At 45.2% G+C, this 23,818-nt stretch carries 23 protein-coding genes and 1 riboswitch; of the genes, 11 read left to right on the top strand and 12 right to left on the bottom strand.

The features are described 5' to 3' along the window. Positions 1–167: 167 nt before the first annotated feature. The 4 genes from DP120_RS09860 to DP120_RS09845 form a co-directional block, all read right to left on the bottom strand. Positions 168–641: a DinB family protein gene (locus tag DP120_RS09860; RefSeq protein ID WP_112223501.1), complete on the bottom strand. Its 474-nt coding sequence runs from the start codon at positions 639–641 to the stop codon at positions 168–170. A 216-nt stretch (positions 642–857) separates the two neighbouring features. Then, positions 858–2,288 carry a carbon starvation CstA family protein gene (locus tag DP120_RS09855; RefSeq protein ID WP_112223500.1) on the bottom strand — a complete coding sequence of 477 codons (1,431 nt, stop codon included), beginning with the start codon at positions 2,286–2,288 and terminating at the stop codon, positions 858–860. Positions 2,289–3,008: 720 nt separating this feature from the next. Further along, positions 3,009–4,043, bottom strand: coding sequence for a zinc-binding alcohol dehydrogenase family protein (locus DP120_RS09850; RefSeq protein WP_112223499.1), 1,035 nt, complete (start codon positions 4,041–4,043; stop codon positions 3,009–3,011). Between the two features lie 146 nt (positions 4,044–4,189). Further along, complete coding sequence (locus tag DP120_RS09845) at positions 4,190–4,546, bottom strand: winged helix-turn-helix transcriptional regulator (protein ID WP_112223498.1); 357 nt, start codon at positions 4,544–4,546, stop codon at positions 4,190–4,192. A gap of 118 nt (positions 4,547–4,664) precedes the next feature. On the opposite strand from DP120_RS09845, the gene DP120_RS09840 reads away from it, so the two are divergent. Both DP120_RS09840 and DP120_RS09835 read left to right on the top strand, forming a co-directional pair. Continuing rightward, positions 4,665–5,723 carry an LLM class flavin-dependent oxidoreductase gene (locus DP120_RS09840; protein WP_112223497.1) on the top strand — a complete coding sequence of 353 codons (1,059 nt, stop codon included), beginning with the start codon at positions 4,665–4,667 and terminating at the stop codon, positions 5,721–5,723. A 12-nt stretch (positions 5,724–5,735) separates the two neighbouring features. Continuing rightward, a complete protein-coding gene (locus DP120_RS09835; protein WP_112223496.1) occupies positions 5,736–6,302 on the top strand; it encodes an NADPH-dependent FMN reductase in 567 nt (188 codons plus the stop codon). 165 nt (positions 6,303–6,467) lie between these two features. On the opposite strand, the gene DP120_RS09830 is transcribed toward DP120_RS09835, so the two are convergent. Further along, positions 6,468–7,331: an SDR family oxidoreductase gene (locus tag DP120_RS09830; RefSeq protein WP_112223495.1), complete on the bottom strand. Its 864-nt coding sequence runs from the start codon at positions 7,329–7,331 to the stop codon at positions 6,468–6,470. 230 nt (positions 7,332–7,561) lie between these two features. On the opposite strand from DP120_RS09830, the gene DP120_RS09825 reads away from it, so the two are divergent. Next, the gene (locus DP120_RS09825) at positions 7,562–7,837 is read left to right on the top strand and encodes a hypothetical protein (RefSeq protein WP_112223494.1); all 276 of its coding nucleotides are present in this window, start codon (positions 7,562–7,564) and stop codon (positions 7,835–7,837) included. Between the two features lie 94 nt (positions 7,838–7,931). Here DP120_RS09825 and DP120_RS09820 read toward each other — a convergent pair whose 3' ends face one another. The 3 genes from DP120_RS09820 to DP120_RS18790 all read right to left on the bottom strand — a co-directional run bounded on the left by DP120_RS09820 (position 7,932) and on the right by DP120_RS18790 (position 9,210). After that, on the bottom strand, positions 7,932–8,672 hold the full coding sequence (locus DP120_RS09820; protein WP_112223493.1) for a class I SAM-dependent methyltransferase: 741 nt from the start codon (positions 8,670–8,672) through the stop codon (positions 7,932–7,934). 101 nt (positions 8,673–8,773) lie between these two features. After that, entirely contained in the window at positions 8,774–8,995 is a 222-nt protein-coding gene (locus tag DP120_RS18795) for a zinc-binding dehydrogenase (RefSeq protein WP_112223695.1), read from the bottom strand. A gap of 44 nt (positions 8,996–9,039) precedes the next feature. Continuing rightward, positions 9,040–9,210, bottom strand: a complete 171-nt coding sequence (locus DP120_RS18790; RefSeq protein WP_205854528.1) for a zinc-binding dehydrogenase — start codon at positions 9,208–9,210, stop codon at positions 9,040–9,042. Between the two features lie 415 nt (positions 9,211–9,625). Between DP120_RS18790 and DP120_RS09805 the strand changes: the two genes are divergently transcribed. Then, complete coding sequence (locus DP120_RS09805) at positions 9,626–12,031, top strand: S8 family serine peptidase (protein WP_112223492.1); 2,406 nt, start codon at positions 9,626–9,628, stop codon at positions 12,029–12,031. Between the two features lie 335 nt (positions 12,032–12,366). Here DP120_RS09805 and DP120_RS09800 read toward each other — a convergent pair whose 3' ends face one another. Next, positions 12,367–13,143, bottom strand: a complete 777-nt coding sequence (locus tag DP120_RS09800; protein ID WP_112223491.1) for an Ltp family lipoprotein — start codon at positions 13,141–13,143, stop codon at positions 12,367–12,369. A 221-nt stretch (positions 13,144–13,364) separates the two neighbouring features. Here DP120_RS09800 and DP120_RS09795 point away from each other — a divergent pair, with 221 nt between their 5' ends. Next, entirely contained in the window at positions 13,365–14,294 is a 930-nt protein-coding gene (locus DP120_RS09795; RefSeq protein ID WP_112223490.1) for an AAA family ATPase, read from the top strand. A gap of 117 nt (positions 14,295–14,411) precedes the next feature. Here the strand turns inward: DP120_RS09795 and DP120_RS09790 are convergent, their stop codons facing one another. Then, a complete protein-coding gene (locus tag DP120_RS09790; RefSeq protein ID WP_112223693.1) occupies positions 14,412–15,179 on the bottom strand; it encodes a toxin regulator in 768 nt (255 codons plus the stop codon). Between the two features lie 259 nt (positions 15,180–15,438). After that, positions 15,439–15,543: riboswitch (SAM riboswitch) on the top strand. A 74-nt stretch (positions 15,544–15,617) separates the two neighbouring features. Here DP120_RS09790 and DP120_RS09785 point away from each other — a divergent pair. The 6 genes from DP120_RS09785 to DP120_RS09760 all read left to right on the top strand — a co-directional run bounded on the left by DP120_RS09785 (position 15,618) and on the right by DP120_RS09760 (position 22,088). After that, the gene (locus DP120_RS09785) at positions 15,618–16,739 is read left to right on the top strand and encodes a methionine biosynthesis PLP-dependent protein (protein WP_112223489.1); all 1,122 of its coding nucleotides are present in this window, start codon (positions 15,618–15,620) and stop codon (positions 16,737–16,739) included. Continuing rightward, a complete protein-coding gene (gene metC / locus DP120_RS09780) occupies positions 16,736–17,908 on the top strand; it encodes a cystathionine beta-lyase (protein WP_112223488.1) in 1,173 nt (390 codons plus the stop codon). Before DP120_RS09785 ends, metC begins: the two co-directional genes overlap by 4 nt. Positions 17,909–17,953: 45 nt before the next feature. Beyond that, positions 17,954–19,081: a 5-methyltetrahydropteroyltriglutamate--homocysteine S-methyltransferase gene (locus DP120_RS09775; RefSeq protein WP_112223487.1), complete on the top strand. Its 1,128-nt coding sequence runs from the start codon at positions 17,954–17,956 to the stop codon at positions 19,079–19,081. A gap of 580 nt (positions 19,082–19,661) precedes the next feature. Further along, on the top strand, positions 19,662–20,036 hold the full coding sequence (locus DP120_RS09770) for a Na-translocating system protein MpsC family protein (protein WP_112223486.1): 375 nt from the start codon (positions 19,662–19,664) through the stop codon (positions 20,034–20,036). Positions 20,037–20,196: 160 nt separating this feature from the next. After that, positions 20,197–21,219, top strand: a complete 1,023-nt coding sequence (locus DP120_RS09765; protein ID WP_112223485.1) for a sodium-dependent bicarbonate transport family permease — start codon at positions 20,197–20,199, stop codon at positions 21,217–21,219. A 44-nt stretch (positions 21,220–21,263) separates the two neighbouring features. Then, complete coding sequence (locus tag DP120_RS09760; protein WP_165843768.1) at positions 21,264–22,088, top strand: STAS domain-containing protein; 825 nt, start codon at positions 21,264–21,266, stop codon at positions 22,086–22,088. A 96-nt stretch (positions 22,089–22,184) separates the two neighbouring features. Here DP120_RS09760 and ystJ read toward each other — a convergent pair whose 3' ends face one another. Beyond that, entirely contained in the window at positions 22,185–23,399 is a 1,215-nt protein-coding gene (gene ystJ, locus DP120_RS09755) for an NADP-dependent malic enzyme (RefSeq protein WP_112223483.1), read from the bottom strand. 148 nt (positions 23,400–23,547) lie between these two features. Next, positions 23,548–23,694, bottom strand: coding sequence for a hypothetical protein (locus DP120_RS18465; protein WP_165843767.1), 147 nt, complete (start codon positions 23,692–23,694; stop codon positions 23,548–23,550). Between the last annotated feature and the right edge of the window lie 124 nt (positions 23,695–23,818).

The raw sequence follows: 23,818 nt of genomic DNA, 5'->3' as shown, positions 1-23,818 counted from the left end.
AGTAGTGGGAAGTTAGGTTATCCTCGGCTGGATGGTGTTTATCCGCGCCAGCCTCAAAATCAGTAAAAAAAACAAAAAAGCTGCCCGCCCCCCCAAAATAATTGAGAGCACAAGCAGTTTGATGAATGTATTCTATTTATTTCTTTTCAACCTGCAAAGCCAGCAATTCAGCTTTCACCATTAGCTGGCGGCGGCCAATGCCCTTTAATTTTCCGGGCAAAAACCACCTGCCCGGCATGATACGTATTGTGCAGAACGATTGTCTGCAGACAGTCGCCCCGGGTGTCATCCCGTCCGGCAACCACTTTCTCCAATAAATCTTTCGTGGATTCCTGCTCGGCTTCTTCCAATCCTTTCAGGAAGTACGCAATCGCCGAATCCCACTCATCTTCGCTTTCCGGCGACGGCGTATGAGGCCAGGATTCCTCGTCGGGATTCTGGCTTTTCGGCGTTAGGCCGTTTAACAAATCGAGCATGAAATCTTGCCAATAATTCATATGGAACAATAATTCCCACACCGAATGCGGGAAATCACCCGATTTGTCTCCCGCCAGTTCCCAGTCCATCCCATCAAAAACCTTCGCTGTATCAAAATTGGCTCCTTCTCCGTGCAGACTATTTTTGAAAAATTGCCCGTTCATGAAATTCCTCCTTCTGTCATCAAATAAAGCTGCCTTCCTTATACTTACCTATTCCACATATCCAGGAAACATCCTTTTCCGTTTAATAAATTATAAATGAATAAAAACGAGTGGTTATATAAGAGGATTTTTATAAATATCCTCAAGAAAAAAACAGAAAAGCCACACCGTAACGCCGAAGCATCCGGTGTGGCAGTATGATAATTTATTCTCAGGTCAGTCCACCGCAACAACTGTCTCCACGTCGTCGGCACGATTTTTCCGTGCTTTCGCGAAGAACAGTCCCACAATGATGATGGTTAAGACTATACCAATGATAAACGACAGATTGAGGTCAAGATTGAAACCGATTTTTTGATTGAGGATATAGACAAATACCATATAGGTGATAAAAATTGCCGGTGCCAATGACACCAGGTAATTCTTGCCTTGGATATACAAGTACATCGTCGCAATCCATAAAGCAATCCCCGCTGTCGCCTGGTTTGCCCAGGAGAAATAACGCCACAGCAAGGCGAAATCAATTTGAGTCAATAACAATGAAACTGCAAATAACGGAACTGCAATCATCAGGCGTTTCATCACTTTCTGCTGGTCCACTTTAATGTAATCAGCAATGATCGAACGCGCAGCGCGGAACGCCGTGTCGCCTGAAGTGATTGGCAAGACAATAGCACCTAGAACAGCTATCGTACCGCCGACTGCACCCAGCAGCGTCATGGAGACTTCATTGACAACAGCTGAAGGAGTCCCTGAACTGATGATGCTGGATAAAGTCTGTCCGTCGAAAATGCTCATTGCGGCTGCAGCCCAGATCATCGCAATGATCCCTTCCGCAATCATCATACCGTAGAAAATGTAACGCCCCTGCGACTCATTTTGCGTTGTCCGCGAAATAATCGGCGACTGCGTCGCATGGAAGCCGGATAAAGCTCCACAGGTAATCGTGAAGAATAAAATCGGGAAAATCGGCAAATTATTCGGATGCAGATTCTCCAATCGAAGTTCCGGGATTTTGTACTCGGAAAACATCAGCGCAATGCCGACACCGAATGTCCCGATCAAAAGCACGGCACCAAAATAAGGGTACAGCCGGCCGATGATTTTATCGATCGGCAGAATTGTCGAAAGGAAATAATAGACGAAAATAAAGCCAATCAAAATTCCCACAGCCACTTTTCCATCCAATAGAATAGAAAGCAATGACGCTGGTGTTGTCACGAACACGGTTCCAACAAGCAACAGCAGCAATAATGCGAAAAAGTTGACGAGGTGTTTGGACGCCGCGCCAAGGAATTTACCGGCAAGCTCCGGAATATGTGCTCCCTTATTGCGGATGGAAATCATGCCCGTCAGGTAATCGTGCACCGCCCCTGCAAAAATACAGCCGATGACGATCCATAGAAATGCGACTGGCCCGTAAAGAGCTCCCATAATCGGACCGAAAATCGGGCCGGTCCCTGCAATATTCAGCAATTGAATCAACGAGTTTTTATGTTTGTTCATTGGTACAAAATCAATGCCGTCCTGATTGGCATAAGCAGGCGTTTTTCGACTCGCCATCGGTCCGAAAAGTTTTTCGATATACTTTCCATATGTAAAATAAGCTGCCACAAGCAACGCAATTGAAACGATAAATGTAATCATTCTTTCTCTCCTCTTATTTGAAATCGCTTACAGCAGTAAACAAATTAGCTACTAATCCTTTTTACTCCAACTCCCCGTGCATAAAGGAATAAACACTATTTTTATACTGTTCTAAAGAATATTACAATAATTTTATAAAGTCAATTTGTTTTTTTGTCGCTTTGAGCTAAAACTTTTGGATATAGATTTAGGGATGTCAATTTCCAATTTTATGGATTTACTGTCCATTAGGATGCCGTTACTGTCCGTTACGAACCAAATACTGTCCATTGCAGCCGAAATACTGTCCCTTACGATTTCTGGACGTCAAAATGGAGTCTCCAAAGCACGAATCCTGGCTGTATGACCTGTTTAAAAGAATTTTAATTCCCAGTATATGGCTATACTTTCTGTTTAGCCTCAAATACTTTCTATTTGACCCTACATACTTTCCAAATCACCCATAATACTTTCCAAATCACCCATAATACTTTCCAATTCCAATGAAATACTTTCTGTTTCAATTTCTCGATTAACCCCTAAATATATTGGCAATTATTCCAAATAAACCCGATGCCCACTCTCCATTTCCGGATAGACATTAACTGCTATCCCTTGTACTTTCGCTTTTCTCCTGCGAAAAGCATCCATTTTTCTTTTGATCTTGACTCTAAATGATCAATGAAATGAAAAAAACGCCGACCCCTCCATCAAAAAGAGAAGTCGACACTTTATTTATTTTCACTCGAACGGACCTTCCAGCACGATCTTGCCGATCGTCTTGCCAGTCAGCAAATTCGTATAAGCATCTTTCAGATTATCCACTGAAATCGGTGAGAAATGCTGCGTCATTGTCGTACGGATTTTATTGTCATCCACCCAGTCCGCCAGTTCGTTCAGCATCATGTGCTGGTGGTCCATGTCGGCCGTTTGGAAAACGGAGCGCGTGTACATGAGTTCGTAGACGAACGTGACACTTTTGCCGAACAGCGCGAGATCGAGCGGCTTGAATGCCGGCAGGATTGAGCAGATTTTCCCTTGTGGCAGAATCGCTTTCGCCATTCCGGCCATGTGCTCGTCGGGGCTGTTCAGGCAGAAAATATAATCCACACCATTGATGCCAAGGTTCTCCAGCTGCGGTCCGAATTCCTCGTGATGATTTATGGTATGGTCGGCGCCGTGATCTTTTGCCCACTCGACCGTCTCGGTGCGGGAAGCTGTACCGATTACCGTCAAGCCGGCGAGTTTTGCAATCTGCACCGCAATCGAGCCCACGCCGCCTGCCGCTCCGATGATCAGGATATGCCTTCCTTTATTATCTGCTGCGTCTTTGGAAACGCCCAGCCGTTCAAACAGCGCTTCATAGGTAGTGATGCTGGTCAACGGCAATGCCGCTGCCTGCGCGAAATCAAGACTCGCCGGCTTGCGGCCGACAATGCGCTCATCCACCAGATGAAATTCGCTTTGCCCGCCTGGCCGATTATTGGTGCCCGCGTAAAACACTTCATCACCGACATTAAAATAAGAACAGTCATCACCAGTCGCAACAACCACGCCAGCCACATCCCGGCCGACAACAGTCAGCGACTCGTCATCGTCCTTTTTGCCGTCGCGCGTGCGAAGATCTGTCGGGTTCACCGAAATCGCTTTTACTTCAACAAGCAAATCACGTCCCGTCGCTGTCGGTTTTTCCTCTTCCACTTTCTGAAAATCCATCGCTTCTTCCTTTGATCCCGGCTTGTAAAAACCAAATGTCTTCATCGTTTCTAAATTCATGCTGCATCGCCTCTCCTTCAGTTTCTCTTTTAGGTATAACCATATGCCCTTCATTTTACACATCGGATTTAAGCCTTACAAAATATTGAATTCCGATGAACGCAATAAAACCGGGCCTCTCCTATAATCAGAGAGACCCGGTTTACTCAAGAAGAACTTTTCAGCTGGTTTTGCTGCTTCTCCATTTTATGCTCGGTATGTTTGGCACCCCATTCGTGCATGGCTTCAAGAATCGGTTCAAGGCTGCGGCCATATTCCGTCATGGAATATTCCACTTTTGGCGGGACCTGCGGATAGACAACACGAGCAATTATGTCTTCATCTTCCAGTTCGCGCAATTGCTTCGTCAGCATCTTTTGCGTGATGCCCGGCATATTGCGTTTCAGCTCACTGAAGCGTTTAGTGCCTTCCTGCAGCAGGTATAGAAGAATCACAGGCTTCCATTTTCCGACAAGGATGCCGAGCGCATCTTCCACGCGGCAATTATCCGGTTTTCGTTCCATTATGGCATCTCCCTTAGTATCTTTTTGTATACTATAGCACTTTGGAGTGCGTACTTATAATAAAATCACCTATCGCTTATAATGACTTTATATTGGAAATAGAAGGGCGGATTTATTCATGGAAAAATATCGCATCAATCCTGACAATGGTCTGGAGTTCGGCATCTATACACTTGGCGACCATTTGCCTGACCCGGCTACAGGTGAAAGAATTTCTGCACAGCAACGGATTCAGGACATTATCGAATATGCAGGACTTGCGGAACAGGCAGGCGTCGAATTTTTCAGTGTCGGCGAAAGCCATCAGGAATTTTTCGCAACACAAGCCCATGCCGTGGTGCTTTCTGCCATTGCACAGGCAACAAAAAAGATTAAGATCGCCAGTTCTTCGACCATCATCAGCACGTCCGATCCGGTCCGTGTCTATGAAAACTTTGCCACACTCGATTTGATTTCAGGCGGCCGGGCGGAAATTGTGGCGGGGCGCGCTTCGCGCATCGGACTGTTCGATTTGCTTGGTTATAACGTCCGCAATTACGAAGAGCTGTTCGAAGAAAAATTTGATTTACTTCGGCTGATCAATGAAAACGAAGTCGTCAATTGGAGTGGCGAGTTCCGGGCACCGCTGCGCAATGCACAGGTGCTTCCGCGTCCGGTCAACGGCTCTCTTCCGATTTGGCGCGCAGTAGGCGGCACTCCGGCCAGCGCGATGAAAGCCGGTTATGCCGGTGTGCCGATGTTCATGGCACATCTTGGCGGCGCCGCTTCAACTTTTAAACGGACAGTCGATGCCTACCGCGATGCGGCTCGGGCAGGCGGTCACGACCCGGATGAATTGCCGATCGCAACGGCAGGCTTTTTCTACGCTGCGGAAGATTCCCAACAGGCGTTAAAAGATCTGTATCCGCATATCAATGAAGGCATGAAACGCACCAACGGCGGCGGCTTCCCGAAACAGCTATTCGCACAAGGCGTCGATCCGCATAACATCATGAACATCGGCAGCCCGCAGCAAATCATCGAGAAAATCCTGCATCAGCATGAAGTATTCGGCCATCAGCGCTATATCGCCCAAATCGACTTTGGCGGCATGCCGATGGACAAGCTCAAGCGAAACCTCGAATTGATCGGCACGGAAATCATCCCGGCCATCAAAAAATACACTGCCAAAAAATAAGGAGGAAGCGGAATGAAAATCGTAGGCTTATCCGGTTCCCAAATCGGTTCAAAAACAAGAATCGCTATGACTGCAACCATCAAATCACTCTCGGAGAAATATCCTGAAGTGGAAACAGAGTTGATTGATTTAGCCGATTACAAAATGGAATTCAGTGACGGCCGCAATTACCTCGATTACGAAGGTGATACCGGCTATGTGACGAAAACTTTGATGGAAGCTGACGCCATCGTCATCGGCACACCGATTTTCCAAGCTTCCATACCGGCGGCGCTAAAAAACATTTTTGACTTGCTGCCGGTCAATGCGTTCCGCGATAAAGTGGTCAGCATGCTGGTGACAGCTGGTTCTGCCAAACATTATATGGTCGCAGACACCCAGTTGAAGCCAATACTCGCATATATGAAAGCGCAAATGGTCCAGACTTTCGTCTTCGTCGTGGAAGAAGATTTCTACCAAAAAGAAATCATCAATCACGACGTGCTGCTTCGCATTGAGCGACTCGCAGAAGACACGGTGGTGCTGACGGAAACATTTACGAAGATCCGTGAAGAAAAAGAAGCTGAGTATGATTTTTGAGAATGCTTATAAATTGATAAGGAGGGGAAGTCGCTGTCTTCAGCAACTTCCCCTTCTTTTACCTATCCAGCCAAATACATAAAAAAATAGCGGGTTACCCCCAATACAGGAGCAATCCGCTTCACTGAACTATTTAGTTTTTGCTTATATCGCTAATTATTTTCTTTATGAATTTGCCTTGATAATTTGTTCTAACGCTTCATTAATCGGTGTAACCGGACGACCAAGAACTTTCTCGAAATCGGTGTTGCTGACTTCCAGCGAACCGTTTCTGATGCTTTGTTGAATACCCACTACTATTGGCAGCACATAATCAGGCAGGCCCAAACCTTTCATGACTTCCGCATATTCTTCATCGCTGACTTGTTGTACAGGCACTTCTTTGCCCAGAATATTTCCAACAGCAGCTGCCAGTTCTTCTTGCGTCAATAGAGGGCCCGAAAGTTCGTATATCGTGTTTTCGTGACCGTCCCCAACAAGTACCTCTGCAGCCGCATCTGCATAGTCCTGTTGCAATGCCCATCCTACTTTACCTTCTCCAGCAGAAGTTACCCACGGAGCTCCTGCCATGGCACCTTGAATGCTTCCGATTTCATTTTCCAGGTACCAATTGTTGCGAAGGAATGAATATGGTATTCCTGTCTCAACTATGGCTGCTTCTGTCGCTACATGTGGCGGTGCCATTGAGTTTTTACTTTCCGTTGCATTTGCAAGACTTGTATAGGCAATAAATCCAATTCCTGCACGCTCAGCTGCCTGGACAGCATTCTTATGTTGCTGAATTCTTGTTTCATTGTCCCCATCTGTAGAAATAATCAATAATCGGTCAATTCCCGCAAAAGCTTTATCCAATGTTTCCGGACGGTCAAAGTCTCCTTGACGGACCTCTACTCCACTCGCACGAAGTTCTTCGGCTTTCACCGGATTTCGAACACTTACAGCCAGATCGCTTGCAGGTACTGATTCCAATAATGACGCTGCGACCTTCAAACCTAATTTCCCTGTTGCTCCAGTTACTAAAATTTTCATCCGATATCCCTCCAGTCAAGTTTTAACAAATTACTTGTATAAAGCTTAAGTTATCACTTCCCTGGAATCAGTACAATTTCTGGAACTCGGTATACAAAAAAATTATATCAGGGCCCGTAAACTGTCGACTTCGTCAATATTCCCAAGATTATTTTTGATATTAGAAATGCCGGAATTACGCTACTTTTGATACAGCATAAGGTACACTATTAACAGGAGGTGTTCGCAGAATGAAGAAGATATTTTTCTCGATTCTAGGCGGGCTCTTATTGGGACTCGTTACATCCTTCATCTTGTTTAATTACCAAAGCAGTTCTATAAGCTATGTAAATAGGGCTGGAGTTGACCAAGTTGCCGGTGAGATGGATTTTGATTTTGTATTCAATGCTTCATTAATGGTAATAGGTATTTCAATTTTAATCTTTACAATTTGGAGTTTCGTTGACAGGAAGACAGATGAAAAGTTTCTTAAAGATTATGAAAGCAGCAGAAAAGAGAATAGCTAAATCAATCTTTGAAGCATCCTGGACAGGATGCTTTTTGTTTTTTCTCATCAAAAATTAGCTGTTGTGTATCAGTTAAAGGTTCTATTAATCGCCTCTACTTTCCACATTCAAATACATGAAATGAACTTCCTGCTCCGTAGCCATTTTCGACTTCATGACGAGTGAAATCCTTAAAACCATTGGCTTTCAACACATTTTCAAACTCGCCCTTTTCATAGAGCCGAACCGGGAATTCCATTATTTCTTCTTTAACTGCTTGTCCACCTTTTATTAAATGATACTTCAAGGTAGTATTCAGCATATTACTTTCCTGATCAAAACTCATTTTCTTGTATTCAATAATTTCATTGCCATCAATATACTGCCTATTCGTTTCACCCCAGTCCGGCATCTCGTCAATCGGGCCATTATTCATTATGACAGTCAGCAGGATCTTTCCATCATCCTTCAAGACATTTCTCATGTTAGCAAGACTGTCTTTCACTAATTCATCCGGCAGCAGCGAAAAAGAACCAAACGGTATCAACACCAGATCGTACCTCTTATCGCTCGTGAATTCTTCCAGTCTGCAATGAAATACATTCGGCTTGAGATTTAAGTTCTGTGCTTTCAATCTGCATAAGCTGAGCATTTCTTCTGAAATGTCAAAGCCGTCAATATCAATTCCTTTTTCCAAAAACGGGAGGAGCATTCTGCCATTTCCGCACATCGGTTCCAGCAGCTGCATGTTTTTATGCTTTACATAAGACAGATAGAATTCAAGCTCCTCTCCACCTGCAATAGACTTATTTGTTTCATATACTTGTGTACAAAGTTCCCCGTAATAATCGTTCAAACCAATTTCCCCCATCAAATGTATTCTAATCTTTCTAAATAGGCTTCATAGAAAACCCGCTTCTTTTTATTATAGCTTACGAATATACAACCATTGCTTTGTCATCGATTGCTGACTACAACATTCCCTTTCTTCACGCCGCTTTCCCCGTAACGATGCGCTTCACTCAGCTCTTCCAGAGGAAAGATCCGATCAATGACAGGCCTGATCCTGCCGTCTGCAATCAACCCGTTCAGATAGCGTAAATCTTCGGATTTATAGCTGGCCGCTCCCTCTATAATTTTTCGATTATCTTTTGTCGTTCGGATGAGCCTTCGGACCATTTGAGTAAGGTTCGGATTACCCAACAGGTAAACGCCTTTTGGTTTTATTGAATTGATCGTTTAGAAAAAGGGCTCTTGCCCGCAACATCGAAAATCACATCATACGTTTCACCCGTCGCAGTAAAGTCTTCATTGCGGTAATCAATCATTTTGTCTGCGCCAATGACAATTTCCAGCAGTCCCCAATTGATCCCTGTGTTGAACGCAATTCCCAAACAATTTATTCAGATGATAAAAAGGAAAAATCAAACCAAAACTACTGCTACAGCAAACACGTCCATGTATAAAGTATAAATTGGCATGAATTATTAGAGTTATTTTTGACACAGGGTCGCTGATGTAAATGAGTATTTGAAGTTTCAAAAAATATAAAGTTTGTACAAATCTATTAAAGTAAATATAAATCCGCCGTTTTCTTCTCTAACTTCTAATTCCTTAGTCCGTAATATCGGTATCAGAAAATAAAATTAGTATAATATTCTCATTTTAATAAAATTAATGGAATTATTGTCTGAATAGAATTAAAATTACAAAGATTGGGATAGAAAAAGTTAAAAGGAGGTGCGAAAGAAATACTGCGCTATCCCGGCGAAGGCTACAACAAAATATGAATTAAAAGGGGCAGACTGAATGCAGCAGAAGTTTAAAAGGTTTTCGATCTATATATTAATTTTCCTATTGGCATTCTCTTCGTTCGGCGGGCAGGCGCTTGCAAATTCTACTACACCTGCATCATCACCGGCGATATTGCATCTGGGTGAAGATGCAACTGCTTTAGAAGAACTTACAGTCATTGTGGAATTGGACGAGGAGTCGATTTTACAGGCAAAACATAAAGGAAAAATTCAAAGTGAACAATTCTTAAGCGAGGAGCGCGACCGGGTTCTTACAGAATTGCAGGAAGACGGTGTTTCAGTTGAGCTGATCCAGGAGTACGATACAGTATTCTCAGGCTTCTCGATTGAAATCGCTTCAAGCGATATCAATTTATTAGCGGAAATCGCAGGGGTTAAAGCGATTTATTCAAACCAGGAATACTTGGTAACTCCGTTTGATGCGGAGTCGATCAATCCCGAACTGTACAGCCCGCAAATGCTGGACAGCGCACCGTTCATCGGTTCTGATGACGCTTGGGCAGCTGGCTACACAGGCGAAGGCGTTACCGTAGCGGTTCTTGATACAGGTGTTGACTACACGCACCCGGATCTCGCACACGCTTTCGGCGACTATAAAGGCTGGGATTTTGTTGATAACGACAATGATCCACAGGAAACACCTGCCGGCGACCCACGTGGAGCTACAACGAACCACGGTTCTCACGTAGCAGGTACGATTGCAGCTAACGGCAACATCAAAGGTGTGGCACCTGATGCAACTCTTTATGCTTACCGTGTTCTTGGACCTGGCGGGAGAGGCACAACAGCGAACGTAATCGCTGGCATCGAACGCGCAGTTACTGACGGCGCAGACGTGATGAACCTTTCTCTGGGCGCAGCAGTAAACGACCCTGATTATGCAACAAGCATCGCGTTGGATACAGCGATGGCGGACGGCGTGGTTGCAGTCACATCAAACGGCAACAGCGGTCCGAACAACTGGACAGTCGGATCTCCGGGCACTTCCCGTGAAGCGATCTCAGTTGGCGCAACACAACTTCCTTACAATATGTACAGCGCAGAGCTGTTCACTTCTGAAGGCGTATCTTATCCTTCAGCTGCAACAATGGGCTTCCCATCTGAAGAAGAGCTTCTTGCGCTGAATGAAGGTGAATTTGAATTTGTCCACGCAGGACTTGGTGGAACAGCAGCATTTGCAAACGTTGACGTTGCCGGTAAAATTGCGTTGATCTCACGCGGCGAATTCGCGTTTGTCGACAAAGTGCAAAATGCTAAAAACGCCGGAGCGGTTGGCGTTGTAATGTACAATAACGTTGCAGGCGAAGTGCCGAACGTACCTGGCCTTGCGCTTCCGACAATCCGCACAACTCTTGCGGACGGCCAAAAACTGCTTTCTGAACTGGCAGCAGGTAACAACACGATTTCATTTGATATCGAATTCGCTCAAGCAGTCGGCGAAACGATGGCAAGCTTCTCATCACGCGGTCCGGTTATGGACACGTGGATGATCAAACCGGACGTTTCAGCTCCTGGAGTTGCAATCGTCTCCACAGTTCCAACGCATAACCCGGCAAACCCGCACGGCTATGCTTCAATGCAGGGAACTTCAATGTCAGCACCGCACGTAGCAGGAGCAGCAGCATTGGTACTCCAAGCGCATCCTGACTGGGGCGTTGACTTTGTCAAGGCGGCATTGATGAACACTGCAGAAAACATCTACGATGCAGACGGCAACCTTTATCCGCATAACTCACAAGGTGCAGGAAGCATCCGCGTTCTTGATGCGATCAACACAGAAACATTGGCACTTCCAGGCAGCCACTCTTTCGGAATCTTTGAGAAAGACGGCGGCAAAGAATTGAAGCGCCAGAAATTCACTGTCCATAACCTTTCGGACGAGAGCAAAAACTACTCGATCAAATTCACTGGACACGAAGGCATCAAAGTTCAAACAAGCAAAAACCTTCAAGTGCAGCCAGGCAAAACGCAGGACTTGAACTTCAGCGTCCAGGTTGATGCAGGCAAATTGGCACCGGGATACTACGAAGGAACATTCATCTTGAGCGACGGCACGCAAACGATTGAAGTACCAACAATCCTGTTTGTTCAACAGCCGGATTACCCTTTGATCACTTCGATCGCTTTGGGTCTTTCAGGCGGTAACCTTGTCGGCAACGTAAACTTGCCGGCCGGCGCGGATTCATTTGAACTGCGTATCCGCAACGCTGACACAGGCGCTTTATTGGCAACACCAGCTCAGACAACTGACCTGTCTCGCGGCTTACACTCATTCTCTTGGGACATGACCATCAATGGAGCACCACTGACTCCAGGCCGTTACCAGATCAATGCGTACGCGAAAAAAGGTGACAGAGACATCGAATTTGCAGGTGGAGTTCTAACGATCAACGCTGAATAAATTCAAAAAAACATGAAGACGGAAGAATTCCTTCCGTCTTTTTGTGTGGGTAAAATAAATTTCACACTTCCTATGGAGCGACACAATCCTTATTCAACTGAGCCAAACACAAGGTCACCTTCCATGAACAATGTCTGTCCGTTTCCCGCAGATTCAATTTCCCAGGAAAACTCCTGTTCCATTACTTTCATCCGCTCCTTTACCTTTTAGTCTTCGCTGAAAGAGATGGAAACCTTTTTAATTGGAGGCTGTATAAAAAGAAAAACACCCGATGATTGAAGTCTCGGGTGTTGGCAAGAAAAAATATTTATTACGATAAATCAGCATTTCTTGTTTTATAATCCCGCAGCGTCCACAGCTGCAGTGGCATCAGCGTTACTGAACCCTTCAAATAGTAATTGATCAATCAAACCTGATCTTGAAAAAGCAGAGTATTCGAGGTAATCTTTAGCCATTTTCACTGCCTGTGCGCTCCAATCTGCATTTACGTTCTCAGCAGCATAAGAGGCATCCGTATTACTGAAACCTTCAAACTCCAGCTGCTCGATCAATCCGCTCTTGGAAAACGGCGTATAATCCAGATAATCCTGAGCCATGGCTAACGCTTGCTTCTGTGAGTTCGTGACCGCAGCTGCTGCAGCTTCTGCCTTCGCTTCTGCATCAGCCTTGGCCTTTGCTTCTTCTTCAGCTTTTGCTTTTTCTTTCGCTTCAGCATCCGCCTTCGCTTTAGCCTCAGCATCAGCTTTTTCTTTGGCTGCAGCATCTTCTGCCGCTTTTTTAGCCTTTTCTTCATCTTCTTTCTTCTTCAACTCGGCTTCTTTTGCTTCCCGTTCTTTCTCTTCCAATAAGAAAAACGGTTCCGCCTCTTTAACTTTGGCTTCGAGCTCTTTTATTTTTGCTGCCGATTCTTCATTAGCCGTTTCGAGTGTTTCAACTTTTTCAGCCCATTCTGCATTGCTTGCTTCCAGTTCTTCCTGCAACTTTTGGCTGTCATTTGCTGAGGCATCCACGTCAGACTGTGAAGGGCCGAAACTCGCTCCAATAATTAAGGCGATCAATGCCACTAATATGTATCTCCACTTGCGTTTTACAAAAGCTGTTACTTTATCCATCTGCTATATTCCTTCTTTCTAAGTTTCTATTCATTTATCATAATTTGTTTAGTACTAAAATACTACACAAAATTAGCGTTAACAGGATGATTTACCCAATAAATTAAATATATTTATTTTCTTTAGAGTCGTCTTTGCTGTGTTGAATTCTTTTTCCAGGAAAGGGTAATAAAATACCGATGAACTATTACTGAAATCAGTCTGCTGAAAGAGGGATTACTATGGCGAAATTCACAATGCTGATTGGTTTACCCGGAAGCGGGAAAACGACATATGCCCGCAACCTTCTTCAAGGAAATGAAGACTGGTTCCATATCTCTTCCGATGAAATCACGAACCGAAGCCGGTTGCCCGGCGAGTCCGTCGATTATCAGAATACGTTTGAGAAAATGTACCAGCAGACCGTCCTCCAATTGGAGAACGGCGGCAATGTCATTTACGATGCCACAAACCTGGCATCCAAAAGAAGAAGGAGCATATTGAACCGGATTGAAAAATTCAAGCCCGAAACAGAAGCGGTCGTCTTTCTCACTTCTTATCCATTGCTCAAAAAGCGCAATAGCCAGCGACACGCCGTTAACCGGGTGCCCGACCACGTCATCGAACGATATATCCGCGCCTTCCAATTGCCGAGAAAGGATGAAAAACTCGACTGGATCCGATTTTTATCAATGTCACCCTCTAAGGAAATAAATCCGGAGCAGCTCAAGGAGCAGGCTTTTTCCTTTGGAGAACATGAACTGTTTTTCAAAAGCTTTGAAGAAACCATACCTATGACAGAAACTGCAGAAATGCGTGCCTTGCTGCAGCAAAACTATAAAATCATCGAAGAAATACAAAAAGAAGTTAGGGATCCGGATGAGCAGGGATTTCTGTCATGGGCTATCCTGCTGCATAACATCGGCAAAGCTTACGTCCGGAAAAACCTGCCGATTGAACAGGATAACTTCTATGGCTACGAACATGTCAGTGCCTACCTTGCTTATCCGGTGCTCTTATCGCTCCAATTCCCTTTGCGGTTTATATACGATGTTTTATTGCTGATAGATGAATTTGAAATCGGCAAGGAATTAAAACGCGGTAAAGTGAAGCGGCGGGTCGGTTTGGAGAATTATGAGCGGCTGGAAGTGTTGTGGAGGATTGTTAAATAAGAAAAAGAAAACAACCACCACTCCTTCTCTAAGTGGTGATTGTAACTAGTTATCCTAATTTAAATTCAGTATACACAATTGCCTTTTACACTTATTAATTTCAATTCTTTTACCTTGTTACTCTATCTGATCAATAATAACGCCAGGGATTGAAATAGAACCACCCATAGTTGATTCATAAGTAATCAAGCCACTGGATAAGCCTCTAATTGTTATCGTGTCATCTTCTAGAATCCTATAATCCAACACTGCAGCATCAAATTCAGCAAAAAGGATAGTATCGTAGTCGTCATTTACAGCCAATCTGATTTGCGTCAGACCATCACCTTCCATGACCTGGATTACTGTTCCGCTGAATTTTACTTTTTCGAAAATATATTCATCAGGCGTTCTTGCTAGCTGATCGTAAGTGATGCCAGTATCATACCCAACTTTTTCTGCTTCTTCGGCAGCGGCTTTTTCTTCAGCAGCTTTTTTAGCTGCCGCTTCTTCTTTGGCTTTAGCTTCTGCATCTGCCTTTTCTTTGGCAGCAGCATCTTCTGCTGCTTTTTTTGCTTTTTCTTCATCTTCTTTTTTCTTTAATTCAGCTTCTTTTGCTTTTCTTTCTTTTTCCTCCAACAAGAAAAACGGTTCTGCCTCTTTTACTTTAGCTTCTAATTCTTTGATTTTTTCAGTCGATTTCGCATTAGTTGACTCTAGTTCTTCAATCTTCGTAGCTAACTCTTTATTTGCTGACTCAAGTTTTTCTTGATTCTTTTGGTTTTCATCTGTCGAAGCATCTACTTCAGACTGAGAAGGACCAAAACTTCCTCCAATAATTACAGCGATAAGCGCTACTAAAATGTATCTCCATCTGCGTTTTATAAATGCGGTTACTTTCTCCATCACCAATAAACCCTCTTCCCAATTTCCTTTTCACTAATCATAGTACACTTGAAAGTACATTAATACAGTAATTTACAATAACTATGTCATATTACTTAATTTTTATTTATTCTGATATTATTCTAGCTATTTACCTCTTTATACCTTTAATTTCCTCTATCACCATCCCTTCAAAATTTATTTATCAAATATTCTTGCATTTACTTCCAACTTGTTTTATTGTTAAACACATCAGCTAACAACTAACTTAATAATCTATTTCTTATCTAGAGAGACGGAGGGATTTGGCCCTTTGATGTCTCAGCAACCTGCCTGCATAGGCAAAGGTGCTAATTCCAATAGGCGCGAGCCTAGAAGATGAGAAGAATGCATTTCCATATATGGGGCTTTCTTCTTTATTGAAGAAAGCCCTATTTTTATTTTGAAAGGATGATGGCCATGCCGAAGCAGAGTCCAGAAACCCGATTGGTGCAATTGGGCAACCGCAGTGATCCAAAAACAGGAGCGGTCAATCCGCCGATCCATTTATCGACAGCATATGAACATCAGGGGCTTGGCCAATCGACGGGCTATGATTATACTCGGACCAAAAACCCGACGCGTTCGCTCCTCGAAGAAGGCTTGGCCGCTCTGGAAGGTGCCGATGCCGGATATGCCTGCAGTTCAGGGATGGCAGCGATCCAATTAGTGCTTTCGCTGTTTCGTCCGGGAGATGAATTGCTCGTTCCGGATGATGTATACGGAGGTACTTACCGACTGCTGGATCACTTCTCTGAAGCATATGGCATCAAAACCAATTATGCTGGATTCATTGATATCCAGGACACCGAAGAACAAATCACAGCCAATACAAAAGCGATTTTCATCGAAACACCGACAAATCCTTTGATGCAGGAAATCGATATTGAAACACATGCCGAACTGGCGAAAAAGCATAATCTCCTGCTGATTGTCGACAACACATTTTTCACTCCCTTCCTCCAGCAGCCGATCGGCCTGGGTGCAGACATTGTCATCCACAGCGCCACAAAATACATCGGTGGACATAATGATGTGCTGGCCGGAATAGTTGCTGCGAAAGGTGAAGAAATCTGCAATAAACTTACCGTCATGCATAACGCTGCGGGAGCGGTCCTGTCCCCTTTCGATTCCTGGCTGTTGATACGCGGACTGAAAACTTTGCCGCTGCGCATGCGTCAGCACGAAGCGAACGCTAAAGTTCTGGCACAGTTTTTAAATGAATCCCCGGCGGTGACGGATGTTCTTTATCCCGGAAAAGGCGGCATGCTGTCGTTCCGATTGAAAAAAGAGGAATGGGTCGGACCTTTCCTGGAACAGATCGGGCTCATTACATTTGCTGAGAGTCTTGGCGGCGTTGAAAGCTTCATCACTTATCCCGCCACACAGACCCATGCGGAAATTCCGTTCGAGGAACGGACTGCGCGCGGCATCTGCAACCGGCTTCTCCGCTTTTCTGTCGGCATTGAACTGGCAGATGATTTAATAGAAGATTTGCGGCAGGCTTTTGCGAAACTGGAAAAGGAGGTTATGCAATTATGAGCGACCGTTTAGAAACGAAATTTATCCATTCCGCCGGTGTTGATCCGCAGACCGGCGCCGTCAATGTTCCCATTTACCTGTCGTCGACGTTCCATCAGCAAAGCATCGATGAATTCGGGCCATACGACTACAGCCGCTCCGGCAATCCGACGCGCCAGGCGCTGGAGGAAACCATCGCGAAACTCGAGAACGGCACGCGGGGATTCGCGTTCGCCTCCGGCATGGCGGCCATCTCGTCGGCGTTCATGCTGCTGGAATCCGGCGATCACGTATTGGTATCGGAAGATGTCTACGGCGGCACTTACCGCTTTATTACGGAGGTGCTGGGCAAATTCGGAATCGACCATTCCTTTGTCAATATGACGGACCTTGATGAAATGGCTCGAGCTTTCCGGCCGAATACGAAAGTGATTTACATCGAGACCCCGTCCAATCCGGTGATGAACATCACCGATATCGAAATCGCAGCCAAACTCGCCAAAGCGAACAGCTGCCTGACGTTTGTCGACAACACATTCATGACGCCGCTGTACCAGAATCCGCTCGATCTCGGCGCGGATCTCGTGCTGCACAGCGCGACGAAATTCCTGTCCGGCCACAGCGATATCACTGCAGGACTCGCCGTCACAAAAGACGCGGAGCTCGGTGACCGTTTAGGCTTTATCCAAAATTCCTTCGGTTCGGTGCTCGGCGCACAGGATTCCTATTTATTGATACAAGGAATCAAAACGCTCGGCGCGCGGCTCAAGCAGTCGAGTGAATCTGCACAGAAAATCGCTGAATTCCTGTATCGCCATCCGGTCGTGGAAGAAGTCTATTATCCCGGCTTCTCCTTCCATCCCGGCAATCCGATCCAACAGCGGCAGGCAAGCGGCTACGGAGCCGTCCTATCATTAAAGCTGCCGAATAAAAACGCGGCGCGCATCTTCAAGGACGCGCTGCGGATTCCGGTTTTCGCCGTCAGCCTTGGCGCAGTCGAAACGATCCTGTCTTATCCCGCGACTATGTCGCACGCCGCGATGCCGAAAGAAGAACGTGAAAAACGCGGTATCACCGATGGCCTGTTCCGTTTCTCCGTCGGTCTTGAACATACCGATGACCTGCTCGAAGATTTGGAGCAGGCGCTGGAAAAGGTTAGAGTGAAAAGCAAGCTCAGCATTGCGAACTAATATTCACACCAAATAAAAACTAAAAACAGAAAGCAGGAATTTCACATGACAAATCCAATCACAGAAACAACGAAAACAGCGGTAAAAGCACCTTTCAAGGCAGATCACGTCGGCAGCTTGCTGCGTCCGGAAAGCATTCATCAGGCAAGAAAAGATTTTAAAGAAGGCGTTATCACTGCAGAGCAATTGAGAGAAGTCGAAACAACAGAAATCAAACGCATCGTCGACAAGCAAATCGAAGTCGGCTTGAAAGCCGTGACAGACGGCGAATTCCGCCGCACGTTCTGGCACACCGATTTCATGGCTGGTATCAACGGCTTTGAAGGCTACACACCGGAACATGGCTATAAATTTAAAAACGTCGAGACCGAAGCCTACGACGTACGCAATATCGGCAAAGTCTCATTCAATGAAAACCATCCCTTCATTCAAGATTTCATTGAATTCAAAGAGATTGTCGGCGATCGCGCCATCCCGAAACTGACGATTCCGAGCCCGAACCAATTCTTCAATCAGGGCATCCGCGACGAAAGCATTTATCCGGACATCGAAGAATACGCAAAAGACGTCATCCAGGCTTATCGCGACGCCCTCCAAGCTTTCTATGATTTAGGCGCACGCTATATCCAGATTGACGATGTCTATATCGCCGGGCTGTCGGCACCGGGAATCCCATTTAACGACGGCAAGTATAATAGAGAGTTTTTGATCGACCTCGCGCTGCGTGTCGCAAACGGTGTGCTTGAAGGCAAACCTGAAGATCTTGCGGTAACCACTCACCTCTGCCGCGGCAATTACCAGTCCGACTGGGCATTCGAAGGAAGCTACGCGCTGATCGCACCTACCCTTTTCGCCAAAGAAAAAGTCGACGGCTTCTTTCTCGAATACGATGACGACCGCTCAGGCAGCTTCCAGCCGCTCGAGCACATTCCAGCCGGCGGCCCTCGCGTTGTTTTGGGAGTCTTCACTTCGAAAAACGGTGAGCTTGAAGACAAGGATGCTATCAAAGCACGCGTTGCGGAAGCCGCTCAATACGTGCCATTAGAGCAGCTCTGTATCAGTCCGCAATGTGGATTTGCATCAACACATCATGGCAATAAACTCACGGAAGAGCAGCAATGGGAGAAATTGCGCTATATCGTGGAAGTTTCTGAAGAGATATTTGGAGAGTGAAATAATGAGGAAGGCAAGCGCTGGTTGCGCTTGCCTTTTTTTTGTGTATGGAGTTTTATCGTCGGTTTTTTGGTGTTTATCGTCGATTTTATTCCTTTTATCGTCGATTCATAATTTATCAGCGATTTTCATGAGTTTATCAGCGATTTTTGGAGCTTTATCAGCGATTATTGGAGCTTTATCAGCGGTTTTTCACCGTTTATCAGCGATTCCCCTACTCCACAGAATTTTATTCCCAATCTCATTTAAAACTTCCTTTGCCTAGCACAAAAGCAGCATTTCCACCAAAGCACATTACCGCCAGAACAGTCTTTACAGTACGTTCCCTACCACGAAAAGTACGCTGTTGACAAAATAAAACAGATTAGATAAGATTACTTCAACAGAATAGCCGTAAAATTTAAACTGGTAACCAGATGTTGTTTCAGGCTTGAGCAGGCAGTTAATAAGTCACTTATTGATTGGATGAAAAAGTTTGGGGAATCATTGGTTAAGAGTGGGATCAGACGGTATATTTTTATCTCTGCATGTATTGCAGGAATAGAAGTATGCCGTTTTTCTTTATAAGGGGAGACAGTTGATGGAGCATACCAAATGGACAAAAGGATCTCTGGAAGCGGAGATCAGCAAGACATTGACACAATGGGAGAAAGACTTTTTAGGAAGAGGCTCTGTTTCTGTAAAAACGGACATTCTCCGGGATATGCTGGTTGTTTCGTTGAGTGGTGTCTTGACGCCTGCAGAATATAAATTATGTGATGCAAAAGAAGGTTTGTTAGCCGTTAAAAGAATGCGTTCGGATTTAGTGGAATCCGGGCGTGATTTTTTAGGGAATGTCATACGGGAGTTGACGGGAGAAGAAGTGAAAAGCTTCCATACCGATATCAGCACCCATACCGGAGAACGCATCATGGTATTCAGGCTATCCGGGAATCTGCAGGAAAAATTACAATAAGAATAATGGGAGACTTTCAGAACAAGGCAACTTGAGCTGCAGGTAAACCGGTGTTATTCAATAGGCGATGATGAGCGTTATCATTGCCTGTTGACTAATACCGGTTTTTTTATGCAGAAATCTGGACAATTAACCCGGAAATAAAGGAGAAATGATCAGAATGTACGATATCATGATTCAGAATTTATTATCCCCTGTCGTATTATTTTTTGTACTGGGGGTAATTGCTGCTTTAGTTAAATCCGATTTGAAATTCCCCGCTGGCTTAAGTGAGGCACTGAGTATTTATCTGTTGGTGGCAATCGGCATCAAAGGCGGTATGGAGCTATCCCATTATGAACTCCACACCGTCATTAAGCCTATTTTAGGAACCCTGTTTTTGGGCATTATCATTCCGATTCTTGTATTGGTCGCGCTGCTATTCATGAAAATGGATCTCCATAACTCCATCGGACTGGCTGCCACGTATGGTTCCGTCAGTATTGTCACTTACGGGGCTGCCATCTCTTTCCTTGAAAAGAAAGAGATCGGCTATGAAGGCTTCATGAATGCACTGGTGGTTTTATTGGAAAGTCCGGCCATCATTATTTCCCTGCTGCTGTTGCGGATTTTGCATAAAACTGATCCAGGGGATTTAATTACAGCTCCAGGCAATCCGCGAAAAGTTAGGCTGAATTTGGTTTCCTTCATGAATTTATTTGACAAGGAAGTACTGCGGGACAGCTTGTTAGGCAAAAGTGTTCTGCTGTTAATGGGCAGCCTGATCATCGGCCTGCTGGTGGGACAAACCGCTGAATCCATTGTCAAACCGCTGTTTATCGACCTTTATGGAAGCATATTAATTCTCTTCCTATTGAATATGGGATTAATCGCAGGAGAACGCCTTCCTGAAATCAGCAAACACGGCTGGAAGATACTATTATTCGGGCTTTGTGTTCCGCTGATTGGAGGCAGCGCAGGTGTCATGGTAGGAAACTGGGTCGGCCTCTCCCTTGGAGGAGTTGTCCTAATGGGTGTACTTGCGGGAAGTTCTTCATACATCGCTGCTCCAGCAGCCTTGCGGACGTCCGTTCCGGAGGCGAACCCGTCGATATACCTCGGCCTGTCTCTTGGCGTTACATTCCCTTTCAACTTAATCGTTGGAATCCCTTTTTATTTTGCTTTAGCACAGTTTAGCCAGTAATTTCGAATGAATTACGGATGCAATTAAAGAAAGGTGGAACAACAATGCTGAAGGATATAAAACTACAGGATTATTTCATTGAGAATAACCAGGAAACTGCTGAAGAGAATAACGAGAAATCCGATGAAATCGTTGTTACTTTCACCTCGGAATTACCGGAAAAACCCGGAGAGTACGATACCGATTTTCATCTGCTGTTTCGTTCATTGATCACGAAAGAGTTTGATGAATTCCAGGAAAATTTCCGGGAGTGGATTATCCGTTCGCCGAAGGATGAGGAAATCTTAGCCACTTCTCTTCCGTTAGCATTGGATGAACTTTTCCACGTGCAAAAAGAGTATCTGCAGCTGATCGAAGTATTTGTCTCGCTGTATCGTAATCAAATTGCCCAGGAAGAAGTAACAGCCTGGAATCAGGAAGTGACAGCAGCCTTCAATAAACTCATTTTGCAATACACTGTTCAGCATTCAGCCGTGTTACAGCAAAGAATCGATGGCCGACCGGAATCGATTGCGGAACTGATCGCACCACTCCTTCTTCTTACCGAACGTACAGGTTTGCTTCCCATCACCGGGAAAATCACTGAACACGAATCTCAGATTATCTGTGAAAAAACACTGCAAAAATGCTGCGACGCCAAATTGGAAAAGCTGTTCATTGACCTGTCAGGCGTTCGAATGACCGACCAAAGAGATGCGCAGCAGCTCTTCCTTTTATTTAATGGCCTGAAAATCCTTGGTGTGAAAACGGTCCTTACAGGCATCGGCCCGGATATTGCAAAACTTTTCATTCAATCAAACTTCGACGCCAGCAATATTGAAATTTCCAATACGCTAGTCCAGGCGTTGAAAAAGGAAAACCTTCAATAGCTGCGAAGAAATAAAATTACAGGTACCGACGACAAGTTTATCGTGCCACAAACCAAAAGACAGCCATGCTCCCAGAGCACGGCTGTCTTTCAACTATTATTTATCTGAAAACACTTCGACCTTCTCAGCCAACGGCTTCCTCGCCACACCCGTCTCGACAGCAGCCTGCGCAACAGCTTTAGCTACGGCTGGTGCAACCCGTGGATCGAAAGGCGCCGGGATGACATAATCGTCGTGAAGCGCATCTTCTTCCAGCAAGCCGGCAATCGCTCTAACGGCGGCAATTTTCATCGCTTCATTGATATCGCTTGCCCGCACGTCGAGCGCCCCCCGGAATATGCCCGGAAACGCAAGGACGTTATTGACTTGATTAGGGAAATCAGAACGGCCGGTGCCAACAACGCGCGCGCCCGCTTCTTTTGCCAGATGCGGCAGAATCTCCGGATTCGGATTGGCCATCGCGAAAATAATCGGTTCAGCATTCATGGAGCGGATCATGTCCTGTGTCAGCGCCCCCTCAGCCGAAACGCCGATAAAGACATCAGCTCCCTGGATTACATCTGCCAGTTGGCCGTCTTCTTTATTGAAATTAGTGATTGCCGCAACCTGCTCTTTATATGGGTTCATGCCATTCGGGCGGCCTTCATAAATCGCGCCTTTGGTATCGCACATAATGATATTCGGAAAACCGTAGCCACTCAGCAATTTCACCACCGCAATTCCGGCGGCACCCGCTCCATTGACGACCACTTTCGTTTCTTCCACGGAACGGCCCGTTAATTTCAGCGCATTGATCAAACCGGCCAGCGTAACAATCGCCGTGCCGTGCTGGTCATCATGGAACACCGGAATATCCATTTCCTTTCTCAACCGATCTTCGACAATAAAACACTCAGGAGCTTTGATATCTTCCAAGTTCACACCGCCAAATCCCGGCTCAAGCAATTTCACCGTCCGAATGATCTCTTCCGGATCCTCCGTCTTTAAAGCGATGGGAAATGCATCCACGCCGGCAAAACTTTTCAGCAGTGCCGCTTTCCCTTCCATGACTGGCATCGAAGCATCCGGTCCAATATTGCCAAGGCCGAGCACCGCCGTACCATTCGTCAGCACAGCGACCGTATTGCCTTTCATCGTATAATCGTATGCTGCCGCTTTATCCCGCTCAATTTCCTTGCACGGTTCAGCGACGCCGGGAGAGTAAGCCAAACTCAAATCATACTCATTTCGCAAAGCGACTTTTGAAACAATCTCCAGTTTCCCCTGATGCTCCCGATGCATTTGCAGCGCTTCCTGTCTCAATTTCGTCATCGCTTCCACTCCCTATTCCATAATTGTTCATTATATAGAAATTAGAGGAGAATAGAAGAGTTTAGGCTTAAATTAAAGAATATTCAGACTTTTGGATGAGAGGTAATAAAAAAGGCATACGGCAAAAAATATAAGGATTCACTCACTATCACATTTCTTCACTCTCTTCATCCTTCGAAAACCGCCCCAACAAATAATCATTCACAAAAAAGAAAACCAAACCGCCGATCATAATATAGAACGAAGCGTTGAGTGTGAAATCCTTATAGAATCCGTAGATTGTATGACTTAACAAGACCAGTAAAAAGAAAGCAAAAGTTCTTTCAGCCGCTTTTCTGGCAGGAGTACTCTTATGTCCCTTAGAATTATTATACGAAACCATAAGTCCCCTCCAGATGTTGATTTCTTCAAGAAAAACT

Source organism: Planococcus halotolerans (genome assembly GCF_003289955.1).
GTDB lineage: Bacteria > Bacillota > Bacilli > Bacillales_A > Planococcaceae > Planococcus > Planococcus halotolerans.
Note: the sequence above shows the minus strand (reverse complement) of the source record. Positions and strands in the feature narration are given on the sequence as shown.

What these genes read in the sequence shown, in the direction of transcription:
- DP120_RS09800 (WP_112223491.1), bottom strand. Translation starts at nt 13,143, where the DNA reads ATGGATAAAGTAACAGCTTTTGTAAAACGCAAGTGGAGATACATATTA.
- ystJ (WP_112223483.1), bottom strand. Translation starts at nt 23,399, where the DNA reads ATGACGAAATTGAGACAGGAAGCGCTGCAAATGCATCGGGAGCATCAG.
- DP120_RS09775 (WP_112223487.1), top strand. Translation starts at nt 17,954, where the DNA reads ATGACAAATCCAATCACAGAAACAACGAAAACAGCGGTAAAAGCACCT.
- DP120_RS09765 (WP_112223485.1), top strand. Translation starts at nt 20,197, where the DNA reads ATGTACGATATCATGATTCAGAATTTATTATCCCCTGTCGTATTATTT.
- DP120_RS09805 (WP_112223492.1), top strand. Translation starts at nt 9,626, where the DNA reads ATGCAGCAGAAGTTTAAAAGGTTTTCGATCTATATATTAATTTTCCTA.
- DP120_RS09830 (WP_112223495.1), bottom strand. Translation starts at nt 7,331, where the DNA reads ATGAAAATTTTAGTAACTGGAGCAACAGGGAAATTAGGTTTGAAGGTC.
- DP120_RS09760 (WP_165843768.1), top strand. Translation starts at nt 21,264, where the DNA reads ATGCTGAAGGATATAAAACTACAGGATTATTTCATTGAGAATAACCAG.
- DP120_RS09790 (WP_112223693.1), bottom strand. Translation starts at nt 15,179, where the DNA reads ATGGAGAAAGTAACCGCATTTATAAAACGCAGATGGAGATACATTTTA.
- DP120_RS09795 (WP_112223490.1), top strand. Translation starts at nt 13,365, where the DNA reads ATGGCGAAATTCACAATGCTGATTGGTTTACCCGGAAGCGGGAAAACG.
- DP120_RS09835 (WP_112223496.1), top strand. Translation starts at nt 5,736, where the DNA reads ATGAAAATCGTAGGCTTATCCGGTTCCCAAATCGGTTCAAAAACAAGA.
- DP120_RS09785 (WP_112223489.1), top strand. Translation starts at nt 15,618, where the DNA reads ATGCCGAAGCAGAGTCCAGAAACCCGATTGGTGCAATTGGGCAACCGC.
- DP120_RS09855 (WP_112223500.1), bottom strand. Translation starts at nt 2,288, where the DNA reads ATGATTACATTTATCGTTTCAATTGCGTTGCTTGTGGCAGCTTATTTT.
- DP120_RS18795 (WP_112223695.1), bottom strand. Translation starts at nt 8,995, where the DNA reads ATGGTCCGAAGGCTCATCCGAACGACAAAAGATAATCGAAAAATTATA.
- DP120_RS09825 (WP_112223494.1), top strand. Translation starts at nt 7,562, where the DNA reads ATGAAGAAGATATTTTTCTCGATTCTAGGCGGGCTCTTATTGGGACTC.
- DP120_RS09840 (WP_112223497.1), top strand. Translation starts at nt 4,665, where the DNA reads ATGGAAAAATATCGCATCAATCCTGACAATGGTCTGGAGTTCGGCATC.
- DP120_RS09860 (WP_112223501.1), bottom strand. Translation starts at nt 641, where the DNA reads ATGAACGGGCAATTTTTCAAAAATAGTCTGCACGGAGAAGGAGCCAAT.
- metC (WP_112223488.1), top strand. Translation starts at nt 16,736, where the DNA reads ATGAGCGACCGTTTAGAAACGAAATTTATCCATTCCGCCGGTGTTGAT.
- DP120_RS09850 (WP_112223499.1), bottom strand. Translation starts at nt 4,043, where the DNA reads ATGAATTTAGAAACGATGAAGACATTTGGTTTTTACAAGCCGGGATCA.
- DP120_RS09845 (WP_112223498.1), bottom strand. Translation starts at nt 4,546, where the DNA reads ATGGAACGAAAACCGGATAATTGCCGCGTGGAAGATGCGCTCGGCATC.
- DP120_RS09770 (WP_112223486.1), top strand. Translation starts at nt 19,662, where the DNA reads ATGGAGCATACCAAATGGACAAAAGGATCTCTGGAAGCGGAGATCAGC.